The following is a 16,442-nucleotide window of genomic DNA, read 5'->3' on the forward strand; positions in this document are numbered from 1 at the left end:
GTTTAACTCTCCCTAAATTCTGTCTGTCTTTGGATGCAAAAAGGCGATTCGCCTTATCATCACGAGCTACTCTTGAATCACAACTAGGTCGTCACGGTGAATGACTTCTGACCCATAATCGTATCCAAGGATGTCGCCAATATCTTTACTGTGCTTACCTGCAATTTTTGCTAGGTCTTGGCTTGAGTAGCTAGCGATACCACGCGCTACTACTTTGCCTTTGCTGTCTGTGACTTGGGTAACTTCACCACGAGAGAACTCGCCTTTAACTCGAACAACCCCTTTTGCCAACAAGCTACTGCCTTTGGTGTTAACAGCGTTTACGGCGCCGTCGTCGACCACGATGTCACCAGCTGAAGCAGGACCCGCTAAAATCCAGCGTTTACGGTTTTCAAGCGCTTCGGCTAACGGCAAGAAACGTGTGCCTTGTGGGTTGTCACTCAGTGAGTCAAACACCACATTTTCAGCACTGCCCGCAGCAATAATCACTTCGATGCCAGCGCGACGAGCAATATCCGCAGCCTGCAGTTTTGTCGCCATGCCGCCAGTACCTAACGTCGTACCGCTGCCGCCTGCGATCTTACGCAGTGTGTCATCAATGGTTTTCACTTCTTTGATGAGCTCAGCATTTGGATCTTTACGAGGGTCAGCCGTAAACAGGCCTTTTTGGTCTGTTAGTAGCAAAAGCTTATCAGCACCGCACAAAATACCCACTAAGGCCGACAAGTTATCATTGTCGCCCACTTTAATTTCGTTGGTGGCTACTGCGTCATTTTCGTTTACTACCGGAATAATATCGTGCTCAACAAGTGCGTTGATCGTGTCACGTGCATTAAGAAAACGCTCGCGATCATCGAGATCAGCACGAGTCAGTAGCATCTGGCCAATCTTAAGACCATAGATAGCAAACAAAGACTCCCAAACTTGAATCAACTGGCTTTGCCCAACTGCCGCAAGCAACTGTTTACTCGCCATTGAGTTGGGAAGTGCGGGGTAACCAAGGTGCTCACGTCCTGCTGCAATTGCACCAGACGAAACCATAACCACAGAGTGGCCTTGTTTTTTTAATTCTGCACATTGACGAACCAGCTCAACCATATGAGCGCGGTCTAATGCCAATGTTCCACCAGTTAAGACACTGGTACCCAGTTTAACAACGACAGTTTTACGCTGTGTTGTTGTCCCGCTTTGATGATTTGTTGTCATGAAGTCTTTTATGGATAAAACAAATAAGAGGTGATGTTTTAGCAATCAAAAGGGGAATTCACAAGCAGAAAAGGTGCGAAATCGCACCTTTTTGCTTTATATAGAAGAGTAACCTTTAAAATTAGACGAATTCGACAGACTCTTCGTCTAATTGGATACTGATTTCAAACTTACTTTGAAGTTCATCAACCAGTTTCTTGTGGAAGGCTTCTTGAGTTCGAGAGACCTCAGCTACCGCCTTTTTAGGTAACGGCAAAGAATCCCAGTTACCATCGATGTTGTACTTGCCGATATTGTACTTCGCCGAATATCCCTCTTCTGACTTATCCAATTCCAGCCACCAGCCCCAAAACTCGCGTTCTTCTGGTGATTTTTTATCGTTCACACATACAGACAAGCAATCAAAGATATAGTGGCCTTCTTCTGATTGCGGTTCCCTTAAGTAAGGCCCGATCGCCTTTAAAACATTCAACAAGCGGTAATGCGTAGGTTGTTGTGTCACTTCTGACATATTGAATCTCCATTTTCAATGTTAAGAATGACGTTACTCAGACTGTTATACGTAGAAACTACGCATTTGGATTTTATAAATTACCTCTGAGTATCAGGTACTTAGTTTGTACACTTTTCATGCTTAACTAATTTAGGAGAAATGTCATCTAAATAATTCATCCTCAAGCCACTTTATCGCCAATTCGAGGGATTGCTCATAACCTTGTGTAATTGACTTAGCTTTGATTTTCTTCGCTTTTCCGTAATCACTGTAAATAGCAACCAGTTGATTATCCATTGGCGGTGAAACCGGGTCACCTTCCAGAGCCAATGCCAAGATAGGAACGCTGGTTTTACTGTTTGACAGCAAACCTTGTACCTTAAGTGACCACGCCATCAACTGCCCAGAAAGGCTATTGATATCGACCGCCCCTTTACCAAGGCGCGAAGCCAACACATCTAGATGCATTTTAGGCATCTGCTTAAGTTTGTCTGCATGAACAAAGATATCGTGAATTGGCGCGCCTAAAGAGATACACGCTTTAATCTTATGTTGCTCAAGGAAAGATAATCTCACCATCGCATTGCCACCGAAGCGGAAACCAAACAAGCCGACTTTGTGGTGATCGACCCATGGGATGTTAGGCAATTCATTCAGCACTGCTTGGTGAAGACAAGATGAGTCTTCTGTTAACGGCCAATGTGCACTGTGCCCTATCGATGGCATGTCTACCGTTAACATGGCAATGTTCTTTGGTGCTAAGTAATCCCTAAACAAGCGCCACATATCGGTTTGCAAGCTATCTAAACCCGCGCTGACAATCACAACCGGTTGTGGTTTATCTGTCTTGGTTAGATGCAAGTTCGCTTTGATCTTCTTGTTTTGGTATGGAATATCAATCTGTTTGACGATCAACTTAGTGTGCTTGATCGCTTCAGAATACGCTGCATTGGCCAGCACTTGAGCCTGAGCTGCCAAGTTGTCGTTCTTGAGATGTGGGTAACCCGCAATACTAAAGCACAGCGATGCTGAAAACAGCTCTTCAGCCATCTCTTCACCGTTCTTCTCATTAGAACGATTTTGATGCTGCATACCCAGCTTGGTCCATTCGTATGCCCAGTTACCACTTCGGTAACCCATAACCGTATCAAGCCACTCGTCGATTGTACGAGAGTTATCTGATGACGCGATGCGAGCCAATACCGCTTCTTGCTCTATTGGATTAACGCCTTGCCATACCCACTGAAGACGTCTTAGGTTTCGATACCATGATGAGTTTTGCTGTTCACGCTTCTCATCCAATAACGCTTCAGAGCTTGGCATGTATTGTGTCAACATTGAGGTCTCTTTCGCCTGCTTGTGCTTTACAAACAAAGTTTCCGAAAGGTTCGAGCTCGTTTCTTCTGGTTCAGACATTGGGATACTTAATAAGAAATGGTTGTCACTAATAATATAAAAAAAAATGACCCTATAAAGGGTCATTTCTCAAAAAACTAAGTTTACGCTTATTTTGACTTGCGATTTACTGGCTCAACGTAGCTTAGGCTAGTATCCCAAGGTTGCTCAATCCATGTGTCTTGAGCGATATCAACAATGTACTCGTCTAGCAAATCAGCGCCAGATGGTTTTGCACATACAGCGATCAGTTTCGCTTTAGGGTACATTTCGCGAAGCTTACGTGCAGTGTCACCACTATCAACCAAGTCTTCAACGATTAGGAAGCCTTCGCCGTCACCTTCAGGTGCTTTAACTACTGTCATATCACGTTGGTGATCGTGGTCGTAGCTAGAAATACAAATCGTATCTACGTGACGAATACCTAGCTCACGAGCCAAGATTGCACCAGGAACCAAACCACCACGGCTTACAGCCCAGATGCCTTTCCACTGCTCTGCTGGCATTTGCTTTTCAGCAAGTTGACGGCAGTAAGTCTGCATGTTGTCCCAAGTGATAACGAATTTGTTGCTCATAGTATAAAACCTAATAATTTTGTCATGTTATTAGAGGCTATTTCAAGCATAGCCTCTTCAGCGATTAAGCAGAAATCTAGACGATTAAGCGAAAATGTATTTAAGAATAAAGATAGCCGACATTACCCACACAGCAGGTGAAACGTCGCGACCTTTACCACTTAGCAGCTTAATTGCAGCGTAAGCGATGAAACCTAGTGAGATACCCTCAGCGATAGAGTACGTCAGCGGCATAAGCAGACATGTTACCACGACTGGTGCTGCTTCCGTAAGATCACGCCAATCAATGCCAACTAGGCCAGACATCATCAGAATTGCTACATAGAAAAGTGCACCTGATGTTGCGTAAGCCGGAATCATACCTGCAAGTGGCGAGAAGAAAAGAGCCAATAGGAATAAGATACCAACAACAACAGCCGTTAGACCGGTACGGCCGCCTTCAGCAACACCCGCAACACTCTCAACATAAGAAGTAGTATTTGATGTACCTAGCAATGCACCAATAGATGTTGCTGTAGAGTCAGCAAGCAATGCTTTGTTCAAACGAGGTAGTTTGCCGTCTTCTTTGATTAGGTTTGCTTTCGTTGCAACACCAACCAGAGTACCCGCTGTATCGAACAAATCGACGAACAAGAATGCGAATACCACTGAAATCATACCGATTTCAAATACAGCAGAGAAATCAAGCTGCATGAATGTAGGAGCAAGGCTTGGTGGTGTAGACATGATGCCGCCGTATTGAACGTCACCAATAACAATGCCAAGAGCTGTAATAGCTAGAATCGCAATCATTACTGCGCCTTTCACGCCACGGTGAACAAGAGCAATCGTTAGGAAGAAACCAAGTGAGCCTAGGATAGGAGCAATCGCGGTAATGTCGCCCAGTGAAACTTTAGTTGCTGGGTTAGAAACAACGATGCCTGCATTGCTAAGAGCAATAAACGCTAGGAAAAGACCGATACCTGCAGAGATACCAACACGCAGAGACATAGGGATCGAGTTGATAATCCATTCACGGATCTTAAAGATGCTTAAGAAGATGAAGATTACGCCTGATACGAAAACCGCTGCCAGAGCAACTTGCCACGTATAACCCATACCCATTACAACAGCGTAGGTAAAGAATGCGTTCAAACCCATGCCTGGAGCTTGAGCAATTGGGTAGTTAGCAACAAAGCCCATGATGAAACAGCCAATAGCAGCCGCTAAACAGGTTGCTACAAATACAGCGCCATGGTCCATACCAGCATCAGCTAGAATCATTGGGTTTACAAAAATGATGTAAGCCATTGTTAGGAAGGTTGTTAGACCTGCGATGATTTCAGTGCGCACATTGGTGCCATTTTCACTGAGTTTGAATAGCTTTTCGAACATTATCGAATCCTATAAGGGTAAAAAGTAAACGGTTGCGTAATCGATTGGCTGTGGATTATAAAGTTATCAAATAACAAATTCCAGATAGAATTAAGGCTCTAATCGATATTTATCAGAATGCCGTATGAAACAAAGCGATTAAAAACTAAGATAACATCGATAAATAGTGTTTAAAAACAAACAATTAAAAACAAAAAATCCAGAAAAATTAGTTGGTTGTTTTTTCTACCATCGGTTATTTTCATTGAGAATCTAGCCAGTAAATTCTGAATTCAAACCCACAATAGTTATGTATTTTTCAACAGGATCAGTAATAAGGCGCAAATTGATATTTCGGCGTTTAAAAAACAACCACGCAGAACTGCAGGGAAAGTGACAAGCGAAAGCGGTTTGGAAAAGTAGCAGGCAAAAAAAACGCCACTCAAAACTGAGTGGCGGTAGAATCTGTCAACCAAAAGGGCTGTAAAAGAATTCCAATATATAGGGGTGAACAAAACTGTTCGAGTTACATGCTTACAGTATTAGTAACCAAAGCTTGTAGGGTATGCAAAGTTGCTAGTGTAAACAGAGCTGTTAATCCAGAACATTGCAGATGGTAAACCTTTCATAACTATCACCTTAATAAATCAATAAAAAACGAATTTGATTTCTCGGTTCCTTGGAGGCGATAAAACGGACTCATCCTTTGAGCATTTACTCTTCATCTCAGAAGTTGGTTATTAATATACCCTAAAGAAAAAAGATTACAAGTATTTTTTGCTGTACGTCACACTTCTTGCCATTTGTGGTTATTTTGCAAACTCATTCTCGTAATTAAATTACAGAATAGAATTAAACAAACGTTTGCTTGCGCCATTTATAAGCATCCAGGCGCTTAATTGTGATCAGATGGACAAGATCGCTTTCAAAATTTGAGCTATTTGAGGTTTAGAACCGCTACTCGTCAAAACGCTCAAGTGGTATGCTGTTGCCATCAAAACAGACCCATATTTTAGATTTTTGTTCTAGGTTTTTACCCATACAAAACCTAAATATATGGTTATTAAATAAAAAAGGAGTCATCCGTGTCTGAATTCCATTCTGAGATCAGTAAATTATCCCCTGCCCCTATCTGGCAGTTCTTCGATAAGATTTGCTCAATCCCACACCCTTCTAAGCATGAAGAAGAGCTTGCTCAATACATTATTGCTTGGGCAACCGAGCAAGGCCTAGATGTACGTCGTGACCCAACGGGCAACGTATTCATCAAAAAGCCAGCAACGGCGGGTATGGAAAACAAAAAAGGTGTAGTGCTACAAGCTCACATCGATATGGTTCCACAAAAGAACGAAGACACAGTTCATGACTTCGCTAAAGATCCAATCCAACCATACATTGATGGTGAGTGGGTTACAGCTAAAGGCACAACGCTTGGCGCTGACAACGGCATGGGCATGGCTTCTTGCCTAGCGGTTCTTGCTTCAAACGAAATCCAGCACGGCCCTATCGAAGTTCTACTAACAGTAGATGAAGAAGCAGGCATGACTGGTGCTTTCGGTCTTGAAGCGGGTTGGTTAGAAGGCGATATCCTTCTTAACACCGATTCAGAGCAAGAAGGCGAAGTGTACATGGGTTGTGCTGGCGGTATCGACGGCGCAATGACATTTGAAATTGCTCGTAACGCGATTCCAGCTGACTTCGTAACACGTAAGCTAACGCTAAAAGGCCTAAAAGGCGGTCACTCTGGTTGTGACATCCACACAGGTCGTGCAAACGCAAACAAACTGCTTGCTCGCTTCCTAGCGGGTCACGCAAAAGAGCTAGACCTTCGCATCGTCGAATTCAAAGGTGGTAGCCTACGTAACGCGATCCCTCGTGAAGGTTTCGTAACGGTTGCTGTTCCTGCTGAAAACCAAGAAAAACTGGCTTCACTATACAACTACTACACTGAGCTGCTTTCAACAGAGCTAGGTAAAGTAGAAGACAGCATCGTGACTTTCAATGAAGAAGCTTCTGTAGAAATGGGCGCACTTGCGTCAGCAGACCAAGCTCGCTTTATCGCGGCACTTAACGCATGTCCAAACGGCGTGATTCGTATGAGTGACGAGATTGAAGGTGTTGTGGAAACGTCTCTAAACGTAGGTGTTATCACAACAGAAGAGAACTCAATCACAGTGCTTTGCCTGATCCGCTCTCTTATCGATTCAGGTCGCTCACAAGTAGAAAGCATGCTTCACTCTGTTGCTGAACTAGCAGGCGCTAACATCGCGTTCTCTGGTGCTTACCCAGGTTGGAAACCAGACGCAGATTCAGAAATCATGCATATCTTCCGCGACATGTACGAAGGTATCTACGGTCACAAGCCAAACATCATGGTTATCCATGCTGGTCTTGAGTGTGGTCTATTCAAAGAACCTTACCCGAACATGGATATGGTTTCTTTCGGCCCAACCATCAAGTTCCCGCACTCTCCTGATGAGAAAGTGAAGATCGACACCGTTGAGCTATTCTGGAACCAAATGGTTGCATTGCTTGAAGCGATCCCAGAAAAAGCTTAATTCGATAAGCTATGTTTGTTCAGTAAATGGTGTTTTACAGTAAACACCGTTTATCGACACAAAATAAAACAGGTACTCAATGAGTACCTGTTTTTGTTTCTAATCTTTGTAATCGACTATTTGTGACTAAAGAAATAATTAAGCGCGTGAAGCCGCGTAGCTTTCTAACTCATCAATTGAAGTTTGTGCCACAACTTCGCCATCGATGAAGTACGTCACCATCTCGCCATCACGAACACCGATTAACGTCGCACGCTCACCAGACTGGTAAGTAATGTCCATTTGGATCGTGTTTTCATCAATCTGCTGCATTTGACCTTTTTCGATCACATCTGCACTCGTGATAGGACCCACTGGCGCTTCCGTTAGAGACGGATCAAGTTGGTGGTTGATGTCTAGGTAAGTATCAGTCTTAGTATCAAAGATGTGCGGAGCACCTGTTAGTGGGTTGCTACCTGTCCAGAACTCCAGTGAGTTGAATACTAGGTAATCGGCAGCAACTGTTAGACCGTATGCAGGTGCAAGTAGCATGTTCAAACCACCACGAGCGTAACGGTTATCAACAGCCTTGATGTTGAACTTCATTAGGTAACCCGTTACTGCGTTGCTACCAACACAACCAGATAAAGCAACAGATACCACCGCTAGTGCTACAACTTTTGAAATTGTTTTTTTCATTTTGATCTCAATATTTAAATTTGGCCGCCAAAAAATGGCGGTGGATAATACCAACGAACTGAATGACAAATATCAGCGCTAAATCAATGTATTGTCAGAAAATTCACAATTTGAAACACCCTTCAATTAGCCAAATAAAAAACTGAAACCAATTCAGAAGCCCCTTCATAAAAAACTTTTGTCGTCACCGTAAAGCGATTGATTCGTACTAAAAATCAACGATTGCTACATTCCGTGTTAACGAATTATCACCATGTTGAGAACAACCTAAATGGCAAGACTAAAACCTAATCAACCATTCGAATTACTTGGTTATACTGTTCAGCCAGGACAGCGAATGGAGATTGAACTGCAAGCGGCTCAGCTTTACACGCATTCTCCACTTTCGATCCCGATTGAAATTATTCACGGTCGCCAAGCAGGCCCAACACTGATGGTAAATGCGGCTATCCACGGCGATGAGCTAAACGGTGTTGAGATTGCACGACAACTGACCAATGCGATTGATCCAAAGAAACTGAAAGGGACATTAATTGTTGTGCCTATCGTTAACGTATTTGGCTTTATCCATAAATCTCGTTACCTACCAGACCGTCGTGACCTAAACCGTTGCTTCCCTGGCAGTGAGAAAGGATCGCTAACATCACGCATCGCTTACACCTTCTTCGAGAACGTGGCAAAGCACTGTGATTACATTCTGGATCTGCACACGGGCGCGATTCACCGTACCAATCTGCCACAGATTCGTGCAAACCTATCGAACCCTGAAACACTGCGCATCGCAAAAGCGTTCGCAACACCCGTGATTATTGATTCTCCACTGCGCGACGGTTCACTGCGTAGCGAAGCGGAAAAACTGGGTATTCCTGTATTAACTTACGAAGGTGGTGAAGCGCTGCGTTTTGATCACCTAGCGATTCGTGCGGGTTACCTTGGCGTACATCAAGTGATGAAAGAAATCGGCATGCTGCGCCCTAACCGTAAGAAGTTACCCGAGCCAGTATTGAGTAAATCCACCAGCTGGATCCGCGCTGAATCAGACGGTATTTTGCGTAACATGGTAAGACTTGGCGAACAGGTTGAAGCAGGACAAACCCTTGCTTACATCAGCTCTCCATTGGGTCACCAAGAAGGCCAAGTGATCACAACCAAAGGCGGTATCGTGATTGGTCAGCAAACTCTACCTTTGGTCAACGAAGGTGATGCTGTGTTCCACATCGCTTACTTCAAGCAAGACGATGAAGAAGTCGGACAATCAGTAGAAAGCTACATTGAAGAAGTGGCAGAAGACGATTGGCTAACTGCACTGAATAACTGATCAGACAATGCTTAAAATTTTAAGAGCTCGACGTTAAAAGCGAGAAGCCAAAACAGTGCTCTTAAACACAATAAAACAGAACTCCACAAACTAAAAAGCCCCAATACACTTTTAACTAGAAAGAAAAAAGTTGTATCGGGGCTTTTTTTTCACAAATCCCTTATCTTAAAATTAAGGGATCTATAAATTAGTCATGCACTGAATTATTCAGCGTCTTCTTGCTCTTCTGCACGAGCTTTAGCGCGTGCTTCACGTGCTTGCTCAGCTTTAAGCTCTTTAGTGTGACGTAGTTCGTCACGCTCTTTACGCTGCTCTGATTTACGCTCGTTACGTTCAGCTTGGTTAGCGATGAAAGATGCTAGCTCTTTCTCTGCCCACTCTTGTGCTAGAGCTTCAGTTTCGAAACCAGACTCACGCTTAGATACTGTAGTGCTGCGAGACGTTACTTGACGAGTAATCTCTGCACACCAACCGTTGCGTTTTTCTGTAAGGCGGATATCAAATTTTTTGTTCTTAGACATGTTCTATTTTTTCCTAAGGGAGATCATTAAGGGATCGGTCAACTTTGATAACTCCATCTAAGTGAGCATCTTTTAACACCATCCCTTGGTAAGCGCGGTATTAGAGCACAAATCAATGAATATTGCTGCAAATATTTGCAGCGGATCACACTCCAATGCTGCAAATCGTTTGCGCCTGATTTCAATCGGTTCGTAACTCTCGGTTCACCATCAACTTCTGTCCTGTTTTATCGACAACAATGAAATGGACTATGCTCAAACAGAGATAAATGAAAGAGATACCTGCTTACTCAGGTTTATAGACTCTACTGTCTCACCTACTCCGCCCATAATTAAAATAGCTAAGGAGTTGCTATGGATAGCTTCATCAAAAATTTACCCAAAGTTGAGCTGCACTTACATATAGAAGGCACACTAGAGCCAGAGCTGATGTTCCAACTCGCCAAGCGTAATAACGTGTCGATTCCCTTTGAGACCCCTGACCAAGTCCGAGACGCGTACCAGTTCCACAATCTTCAATCCTTTCTCGACATCTATTACCAAGGTGCAAACGTGCTGATTCATGAACAGGATTTCTATGACCTAACGTGGGCTTATCTACTCAAGTGCCAGCAAGATAATGTGGTTCATACTGAGATATTCTTCGACCCTCAAACTCACACTGAACGCGGCATTGCCTTTGAAGTCATCGTTGGTGGGATTACTCGAGCTTTGAATCAAGCAAAGCAAGAACTTGGCATCAGCAGCCAACTGATCATGTGCTTTCTACGTCACCTTGATGAAGACAGCGCTTTTGAAAGACTCAAACAAGCCCTTCCTTATAAAGATAAGATCATTGCCGTTGGGTTAGATTCATCAGAACAGGGCAATCCGCCAGAGAAGTTTAAACATGTATTCCAAGAAGCGATCAACCAAGGCTTTCTGACTGTCGCACACGCCGGAGAGGAAGGCCCAGCACAAAATATTATCGACGCAGTGAGCTTGCTAGGCATTACCCGTATTGATCATGGTGTTCGCTGTGTAGAAGATGAAGAGCTAATGGAACAGCTAATAGCAAAACGCACACCACTGACCGTCTGTCCGCTGTCGAATACCAAGCTCAAGGTGTTTGAGACCATGCAACAACACAACATCGTCGAATTGTTGAGAAAAGGGCTGTGCGTCACCATCAATTCCGATGATCCGGCTTACTTCGGCGGCTATATGAATGATAACTTCCTCGCCGTCGCCAATGCTCACCCAGTAACCAAAAACGAATTAGCGCAGTTCAGCATTAATGCCATCGAAGCCAGTTTTATCTCACCTCATGCCAAAGAAGATCTCATCACACAGGTACGCCAATACCTTGCTGCGAATACTTGATGAGTTATGACGATCAAAAAGGGAAGCTCTGAGCTTCCCTTTCTATATCAATCGATAATTAATTGGCTTAGCCCGGGTGACCATCCACCCTTGGCGTTAACAGCATCATCCCAAATTTCCAGATAAACAGCCCGAATGATAACGTCCATAAACCGGCACTGATGTTGACCATCTCAAATAAATACGCCGGGAAGAATGTCACACCTAAACTACGAACGAGTGCCGCAATAAAAATAGCCGAGAAAGCCAAAGCCATACTTGGCCCTTTATAGATCGCACGACCGGTATGCCCCATCGTCACGCGCGTAATCATTGCCAGAATTAACCCACTCAAACCACCAATCGCAAACAAGTGCAGCATGTTGTGGCTCGCGAACGGGTTGTCTAGCAAACCGCGTAACAGCAAGCTGAGAGGGATACACAAGTAAGCCGCATGCAGTGACCACACCAAAGGCTCAGACAAGGTTGTCCAAGGCTTCCAACGGATAAAGCGAACTAACTGAGTCACGCCAGCAAACACCATTAACTCATTACCTACTTGAGCAAAGGTCAATGGGAAGAAGCTCAATACAAATAAGCCAACCAAAGGTAGATTCGCTAACCATTCCAACCAAACCAATGGCTGAGCTTTTTCAAAATCAAAACGACGCGCCGTAAAGAATGGGATCACTCGCCCACCCATCACTGATAACAGCAAGGTAAACCACCACAACATAGCCTGCCAAACTGCAGACGATGGGAATGGAGGCATCCCCTTAATGGTCGCGTAACTAGCAAAGTTCGCCACGATAGCCAATATAAACAGCGGCACAAAGAATAGATTCTTCCAGCCTTTCGACTTCACGACTCGGAAACCAATTTCGTAGGCGGCGAAGATTAAGAACAGCGCCTCAACCGACGAAATCAACCATAACGGCGCGGGGGTCCAAAACAGAATACGAGGTGCGATCCATAAACCAACCAAGGCTGCCAATCGATAGTGCTTGGTGCCGTTGACACCCGTCCACGTTTGTACCGCCGTTAACACAAAACCAACCACTATCGCCATTGAGAAACCAAACAGCATTTCATGTACGTGCCACCAAAGCGCCGGTACTTTTAGCATTTCAGGCTGACCGTTTTGGAACATGATGACCCAAGCGACAATCGCGATCACGGCATAGAGACTGCCTAAAAAGAAGAAAGGTCGAAAGCCTAAACGCAGGTAGGCTGGAATCGCGTCTTCTACACTTTTATCTGTGATATTTAACAAACTCGCTCCTAATTCTCAGATAAGCGGCCAAGGTATTACCTAAACCAAATTTTGTGTGCATCAAATCCGATGCAATATGCAGATCACTTTGCATGAAACGCGCCAATTAGATAAAACCAGTAAAAACAGCGACTCACGAGATTCAATAGCCAATAAACAAGTCAAAAAAACACAACCAAAAGAGTCATAAAGACCTATAGATGTATAAATAGAAACTTACTGACTTTTGGTATCTCGCCACATATAGTAAGACTAGACTTAAATGGAACAACTCAGACAAGGAATGCGATGTATATTTTTGGTTATGGCAGTTTAATCAACTCATCTTCACGCCAGCTTACCGGTCAGACAGGGCAAGCGATCCCTGCGATTGTTCATGGCTTAATTCGCCATTGGAGCAAGATCGATGACAGTTATGTCTTATCACCTTTGATCGTCAATCTTGGCGAAGGACAAGTGAATGGTGTGTTGCTTGAGGTGGATGATATTGCACTGGCTGAGTTTGATCGCCGTGAGCGTGGTTATCACCGAATCGAATTAAAGGCCTCTCAGATAGAAAGCCAAGATGAGTTCAAACAGGATCAATCGATCTGGGTTTACATCAAAGACGAAATTGAAGCACCTTGCGAAAACAGCCCTATCGTTCAAACCTACGTCGATACGGTATTAGCAGGATGTTTAGAGGTGTCTGAAAGCTTTGCGGCGCATTTTGTTAAACACACACAAGGTTGGCATCACCCATTAGAAAATGATCGCCACCAGCCTAAATACGGCAACCTTGCTGGGGTTTCCGAACATCACCACAGTGTGATTGATGGCTTGATACTAACTGTACGCAGCTAGTTGATTTAGGTTGGTGAACACATTGACTCACCAACCTAAAGTGAGCTTAAACGACACGAATACCTGCAGGCATAGCACGTTCAGGTGTTAGCAATACACTTTCAGATTCATCTTCCGTTTCTGCACATAGCAACATGCACTCAGAAGTGTGGCCTCTCATCTTCGCCTTCGCTAGATTGCACAGAACAACAACCTGCTTACCCATCAACTCTTCTTCTGTGTAGTAAGGGACTAGGCTGGTCACCGTTTGCAGCGTCTTGTCACCAACATCCACTTGCACGATGTAAAGCTTGTCGGCGTTTTCATGACGCACAACCTCAATGATCTTACCCACACGCATTTCTAACTTAGCAAAGTCACCATAAGAGACAGTATCCATTTCTCACTTCCTATATTGGTTTATTTTTACCCATTAAATCATTTACTAAAATTAAGTAAAATGTAAATGTTTACACTAGCATTAAGCCTAATAATTACAAGCGGTAAAGATCTCATTACTGGAAGTAAAATGAGAGTTTCGTTGCCTTACTATCATTGTCGGTGTTAAATAGATGCAGCAATGTATAGAGGTTAAAAATGGCAACAATTAAAGATGTAGCAAAGGAAGCTGGTGTTTCTGTTGCAACCGTATCTCGAGTGATCAACAAGTCTCCCAAGGCGAGTGCAAGCTCGGTAGAGTCTGTAACGAAAGCGATGTCTAAACTCGGCTATCGCCCGAATGCCAATGCTCGAGCGCTGGTAAGCCAAAGCACGAACACTGTTGGTGTATTGGTCGGTGACATCTCCGATCCCTTTTTTGGCACGCTGGTTAAGGCTGTCGATAATGTCGCTCGTGAGAACGGAAAACATATCCTTGTCGGTAATGGCTCACACGATCGTGAAGAAGAGAGACAAGCGATTGAGTTGCTGATTAACAGCCGTTGTGACGCCCTGGTGATCCACTCGAAAGGCCTGACAGACGAAGAACTGATTGCCTATGCAAAAGAAGTCAAAGGCTTAGTACTGATCAACCGTTATATTGCTGAGATTGCCAACCGTTGTATTTTCTTGGACAACAAGAAAGGCGCATATCTTGCGACGGAATATCTGATCCGCCATGGCCATCAGAACATTGCCTGTATCGCCTCTTCGCATAGCATTGAAGATGCCGATGAGCGTATCCAAGGTTACTTAGCGGCACTCTCAGATTATAAAATAGCGCTCTCTGACAGCTATATTGAATACTCAGCGCCTACCAGTGACGGTGGCGAATACGCCATGACCAACCTTCTGACTAAGTCACTGCCAATCACAGGCATTGTGGCGTACAACGATTACATGGCAGCAGGTGCTTTGTCTGTCCTTGATGAAAACGGTATTCAAGCACCAGACAAAATGTCGATCATCGGTTTCGATGATGGCTTGATTGCCCGCTATGTTCATCCAAAGCTCACCACTATTCGCTACCCGATTCAGATGATGGCAGAGAAAGCGACACGACTCGCGTTGCACTTAGCCAAAGGTGAAAACACCTCTACTGAACCAATGATGTTCTCTCCAACTCTGGTACGCCGTAATTCGGTAGAGAAAGTCTAAGTTCTGGACGACTCATCAAGCAATAAACAAAAAAAAGCCCTAACAGAATCGCTTCTGTTAGGGCTTTCCTACCTTACTCAGATACTCAACAATCGCGCTTAATAAACCGCACTCTTGTTGAGCGCCACTTTTGCTCATCCCCCAAAAACAACGCGATAATTCACATCGTCCTATTCACAAGCAAAAGACATTGGCGTAACCGCTTTGAGCTAGAGCGTACTAGTTTGAAGAATCCCCCGAAAATTCAAACTGGTAACAGGTACTGTAGTTATATTCTTGTTCAGGCTTGAGAATACAACTGTCCTGCTTCCACTCTGGGTGGTTAGGAGAGTCAGGTAAGAACTGGGTTTCTAGCGCCAAACCAGCGTAGTCTTCATAGCTGCCACCACTTCGGTTTGGTGTGCCACCAAGCCAGTTTCCGGTGTATAGCTGCATTGCAGGTTTGGTTGAAAATACTTTTAGTGTGACGAGCGCATCTGGTGAGGTTACGGTCGCGGCACATTGAGTGCGTTTGCAGCCATCAGCCAATAAGAAAGAGTGGTCGTAACCCTTTGCTGCTTTCTGCTGTTCATCGCCCAACAAACGCTCTGAGATCATCATAGGCTGATTGAAGTCAAAGCTGGTCGATTTCACCGATTTAAGGTTACCTAACGGAATACCCACCGAATTGGTCGGTAAGAACTGATTGGCGTTGATACTGACAATGTGTGACAAACAGTCGTGTCCAGCTTCAGCGCCAAGTAGATTGAAGTACGCATGATTCGTTAGGTTGACTACAGTCGGCTTGTCTGTGGTTGCAGAGTAATTAATGGAAACTCGATTATCTTCAGTGATGTCATAACGCACCGACACATTCAAATTCCCCGGGAATCCTTGGTCGCCATCAGCAGACTCAAGAGTGAACACCACTGACGTTTCGGTTTGCTCGGCAATATTCCAACGGCGTTTATCAAATCCGTTCGGGCCACCATGTAAGGTATTGCCCGCTTGGTTGGTTTCCAGATTGTAATTCTGACCATCAATTTTGAAGCGACCATTAGCAATGCGGTTAGCATAACGGCCAACGGTTGTGCCCATATAGCTGGCTTGTTTATCGAAGTTCTCCATTGAGTTAACACCCAACAAAACTTCTCTTTTGTTTCCTTTTACTGGCAGGATACAGCTCAACCATGTTGCACCAATATCCATGAATGTCACTTGCATGCCATGCGTATTTGATAGCGTCACTAACTGAGCGGGTTGGCCATCATAGGCTGGAGTCTGCGTCATGGATTGATGCAGGTTTTGCTCTTGTGTCATTCTAAATTCCTTCT

Annotated in this window: 15 protein-coding genes; 5 read left to right on the top strand and 10 right to left on the bottom strand. The window is 44.2% G+C overall.

What is annotated here, in order from left to right; genetic code table 11:
* Nucleotides 1-66: 66 nt before the first annotated feature.
* The 5 genes from proB to MSG35_RS15130 all read right to left on the bottom strand — a co-directional run bounded on the left by proB (nucleotide 67) and on the right by MSG35_RS15130 (nucleotide 5,043).
* Nucleotides 67-1,251: a glutamate 5-kinase gene (proB, locus tag MSG35_RS15110; protein WP_170960819.1), complete on the bottom strand. Its 1,185-nt coding sequence runs from the start codon at nucleotides 1,249-1,251 to the stop codon at nucleotides 67-69.
* A 76-nt stretch (nucleotides 1,252-1,327) separates the two neighbouring features.
* Nucleotides 1,328-1,717, bottom strand: a complete 390-nt coding sequence (crl, locus tag MSG35_RS15115) for a sigma factor-binding protein Crl (protein ID WP_017060787.1) — start codon at nucleotides 1,715-1,717, stop codon at nucleotides 1,328-1,330.
* A gap of 144 nt (nucleotides 1,718-1,861) precedes the next feature.
* Nucleotides 1,862-3,115: an esterase FrsA gene (frsA, locus tag MSG35_RS15120; RefSeq protein ID WP_048612254.1), complete on the bottom strand. Its 1,254-nt coding sequence runs from the start codon at nucleotides 3,113-3,115 to the stop codon at nucleotides 1,862-1,864.
* Nucleotides 3,116-3,204: 89 nt separating this feature from the next.
* Nucleotides 3,205-3,669, bottom strand: a complete 465-nt coding sequence (tet(34), locus tag MSG35_RS15125; RefSeq protein WP_009847475.1) for an oxytetracycline resistance phosphoribosyltransferase domain-containing protein Tet(34) — start codon at nucleotides 3,667-3,669, stop codon at nucleotides 3,205-3,207.
* An 84-nt stretch (nucleotides 3,670-3,753) separates the two neighbouring features.
* Nucleotides 3,754-5,043, bottom strand: a complete 1,290-nt coding sequence (locus tag MSG35_RS15130; protein WP_017060789.1) for an NCS2 family permease — start codon at nucleotides 5,041-5,043, stop codon at nucleotides 3,754-3,756.
* Nucleotides 5,044-6,107: 1,064 nt separating this feature from the next.
* On the opposite strand from MSG35_RS15130, the gene MSG35_RS15135 reads away from it, so the two are divergent.
* A complete protein-coding gene (locus MSG35_RS15135; RefSeq protein WP_248384455.1) occupies nucleotides 6,108-7,580 on the top strand; it encodes an aminoacyl-histidine dipeptidase in 1,473 nt (490 codons plus the stop codon).
* A 138-nt stretch (nucleotides 7,581-7,718) separates the two neighbouring features.
* On the opposite strand, the gene MSG35_RS15140 is transcribed toward MSG35_RS15135, so the two are convergent.
* Nucleotides 7,719-8,258: a DUF3332 family protein gene (locus MSG35_RS15140; protein ID WP_048605541.1), complete on the bottom strand. Its 540-nt coding sequence runs from the start codon at nucleotides 8,256-8,258 to the stop codon at nucleotides 7,719-7,721.
* A gap of 271 nt (nucleotides 8,259-8,529) precedes the next feature.
* On the opposite strand from MSG35_RS15140, the gene MSG35_RS15145 reads away from it, so the two are divergent.
* A complete protein-coding gene (locus tag MSG35_RS15145; protein ID WP_017060792.1) occupies nucleotides 8,530-9,576 on the top strand; it encodes a succinylglutamate desuccinylase/aspartoacylase family protein in 1,047 nt (348 codons plus the stop codon).
* A gap of 203 nt (nucleotides 9,577-9,779) precedes the next feature.
* On the opposite strand, the gene MSG35_RS15150 is transcribed toward MSG35_RS15145, so the two are convergent.
* On the bottom strand, nucleotides 9,780-10,097 hold the full coding sequence (locus MSG35_RS15150) for a DUF3622 domain-containing protein (protein ID WP_017056240.1): 318 nt from the start codon (nucleotides 10,095-10,097) through the stop codon (nucleotides 9,780-9,782).
* A gap of 354 nt (nucleotides 10,098-10,451) precedes the next feature.
* Here MSG35_RS15150 and MSG35_RS15155 point away from each other — a divergent pair, with 354 nt between their 5' ends.
* Nucleotides 10,452-11,459: an adenosine deaminase gene (locus tag MSG35_RS15155; RefSeq protein ID WP_248384456.1), complete on the top strand. Its 1,008-nt coding sequence runs from the start codon at nucleotides 10,452-10,454 to the stop codon at nucleotides 11,457-11,459.
* 67 nt (nucleotides 11,460-11,526) lie between these two features.
* Here MSG35_RS15155 and MSG35_RS15160 read toward each other — a convergent pair whose 3' ends face one another.
* Nucleotides 11,527-12,711: an NnrS family protein gene (locus MSG35_RS15160; RefSeq protein WP_248384457.1), complete on the bottom strand. Its 1,185-nt coding sequence runs from the start codon at nucleotides 12,709-12,711 to the stop codon at nucleotides 11,527-11,529.
* 288 nt (nucleotides 12,712-12,999) lie between these two features.
* Between MSG35_RS15160 and MSG35_RS15165 the strand changes: the two genes are divergently transcribed.
* Nucleotides 13,000-13,554, top strand: coding sequence for a gamma-glutamylcyclotransferase family protein (locus tag MSG35_RS15165; protein WP_248384458.1), 555 nt, complete (start codon nucleotides 13,000-13,002; stop codon nucleotides 13,552-13,554).
* 46 nt (nucleotides 13,555-13,600) lie between these two features.
* On the opposite strand, the gene MSG35_RS15170 is transcribed toward MSG35_RS15165, so the two are convergent.
* The gene (locus MSG35_RS15170; RefSeq protein ID WP_017060796.1) at nucleotides 13,601-13,933 is read right to left on the bottom strand and encodes a tRNA-binding protein; all 333 of its coding nucleotides are present in this window, start codon (nucleotides 13,931-13,933) and stop codon (nucleotides 13,601-13,603) included.
* A gap of 197 nt (nucleotides 13,934-14,130) precedes the next feature.
* On the opposite strand from MSG35_RS15170, the gene MSG35_RS15175 reads away from it, so the two are divergent.
* The gene (locus tag MSG35_RS15175) at nucleotides 14,131-15,129 is read left to right on the top strand and encodes a substrate-binding domain-containing protein (RefSeq protein ID WP_048612259.1); all 999 of its coding nucleotides are present in this window, start codon (nucleotides 14,131-14,133) and stop codon (nucleotides 15,127-15,129) included.
* Between the two features lie 219 nt (nucleotides 15,130-15,348).
* Here MSG35_RS15175 and galM read toward each other — a convergent pair whose 3' ends face one another.
* The gene (gene galM / locus MSG35_RS15180) at nucleotides 15,349-16,428 is read right to left on the bottom strand and encodes a galactose-1-epimerase (RefSeq protein ID WP_248384459.1); all 1,080 of its coding nucleotides are present in this window, start codon (nucleotides 16,426-16,428) and stop codon (nucleotides 15,349-15,351) included.
* Between the last annotated feature and the right edge of the window lie 14 nt (nucleotides 16,429-16,442).

The organism is Vibrio sp. 1CM23M (genome assembly GCF_023161755.1).
Classification (GTDB): Bacteria; Pseudomonadota; Gammaproteobacteria; order Enterobacterales; family Vibrionaceae; genus Vibrio; species Vibrio coralliirubri.

Bases quoted from the DNA above. Each gene is read 5' to 3' on its own strand.
- crl (WP_017060787.1), bottom strand. From the start codon at position 1,717: ATGTCAGAAGTGACACAACAACCTACGCATTACCGCTTGTTGAATGTT.
- frsA (WP_048612254.1), bottom strand. From the start codon at position 3,115: ATGTCTGAACCAGAAGAAACGAGCTCGAACCTTTCGGAAACTTTGTTT.
- MSG35_RS15130 (WP_017060789.1), bottom strand. From the start codon at position 5,043: ATGTTCGAAAAGCTATTCAAACTCAGTGAAAATGGCACCAATGTGCGC.
- MSG35_RS15140 (WP_048605541.1), bottom strand. From the start codon at position 8,258: ATGAAAAAAACAATTTCAAAAGTTGTAGCACTAGCGGTGGTATCTGTT.
- MSG35_RS15145 (WP_017060792.1), top strand. From the start codon at position 8,530: ATGGCAAGACTAAAACCTAATCAACCATTCGAATTACTTGGTTATACT.
- MSG35_RS15150 (WP_017056240.1), bottom strand. From the start codon at position 10,097: ATGTCTAAGAACAAAAAATTTGATATCCGCCTTACAGAAAAACGCAAC.
- MSG35_RS15155 (WP_248384456.1), top strand. From the start codon at position 10,452: ATGGATAGCTTCATCAAAAATTTACCCAAAGTTGAGCTGCACTTACAT.
- MSG35_RS15165 (WP_248384458.1), top strand. From the start codon at position 13,000: ATGTATATTTTTGGTTATGGCAGTTTAATCAACTCATCTTCACGCCAG.
- MSG35_RS15170 (WP_017060796.1), bottom strand. From the start codon at position 13,933: ATGGATACTGTCTCTTATGGTGACTTTGCTAAGTTAGAAATGCGTGTG.
- MSG35_RS15175 (WP_048612259.1), top strand. From the start codon at position 14,131: ATGGCAACAATTAAAGATGTAGCAAAGGAAGCTGGTGTTTCTGTTGCA.
- galM (WP_248384459.1), bottom strand. From the start codon at position 16,428: ATGACACAAGAGCAAAACCTGCATCAATCCATGACGCAGACTCCAGCC.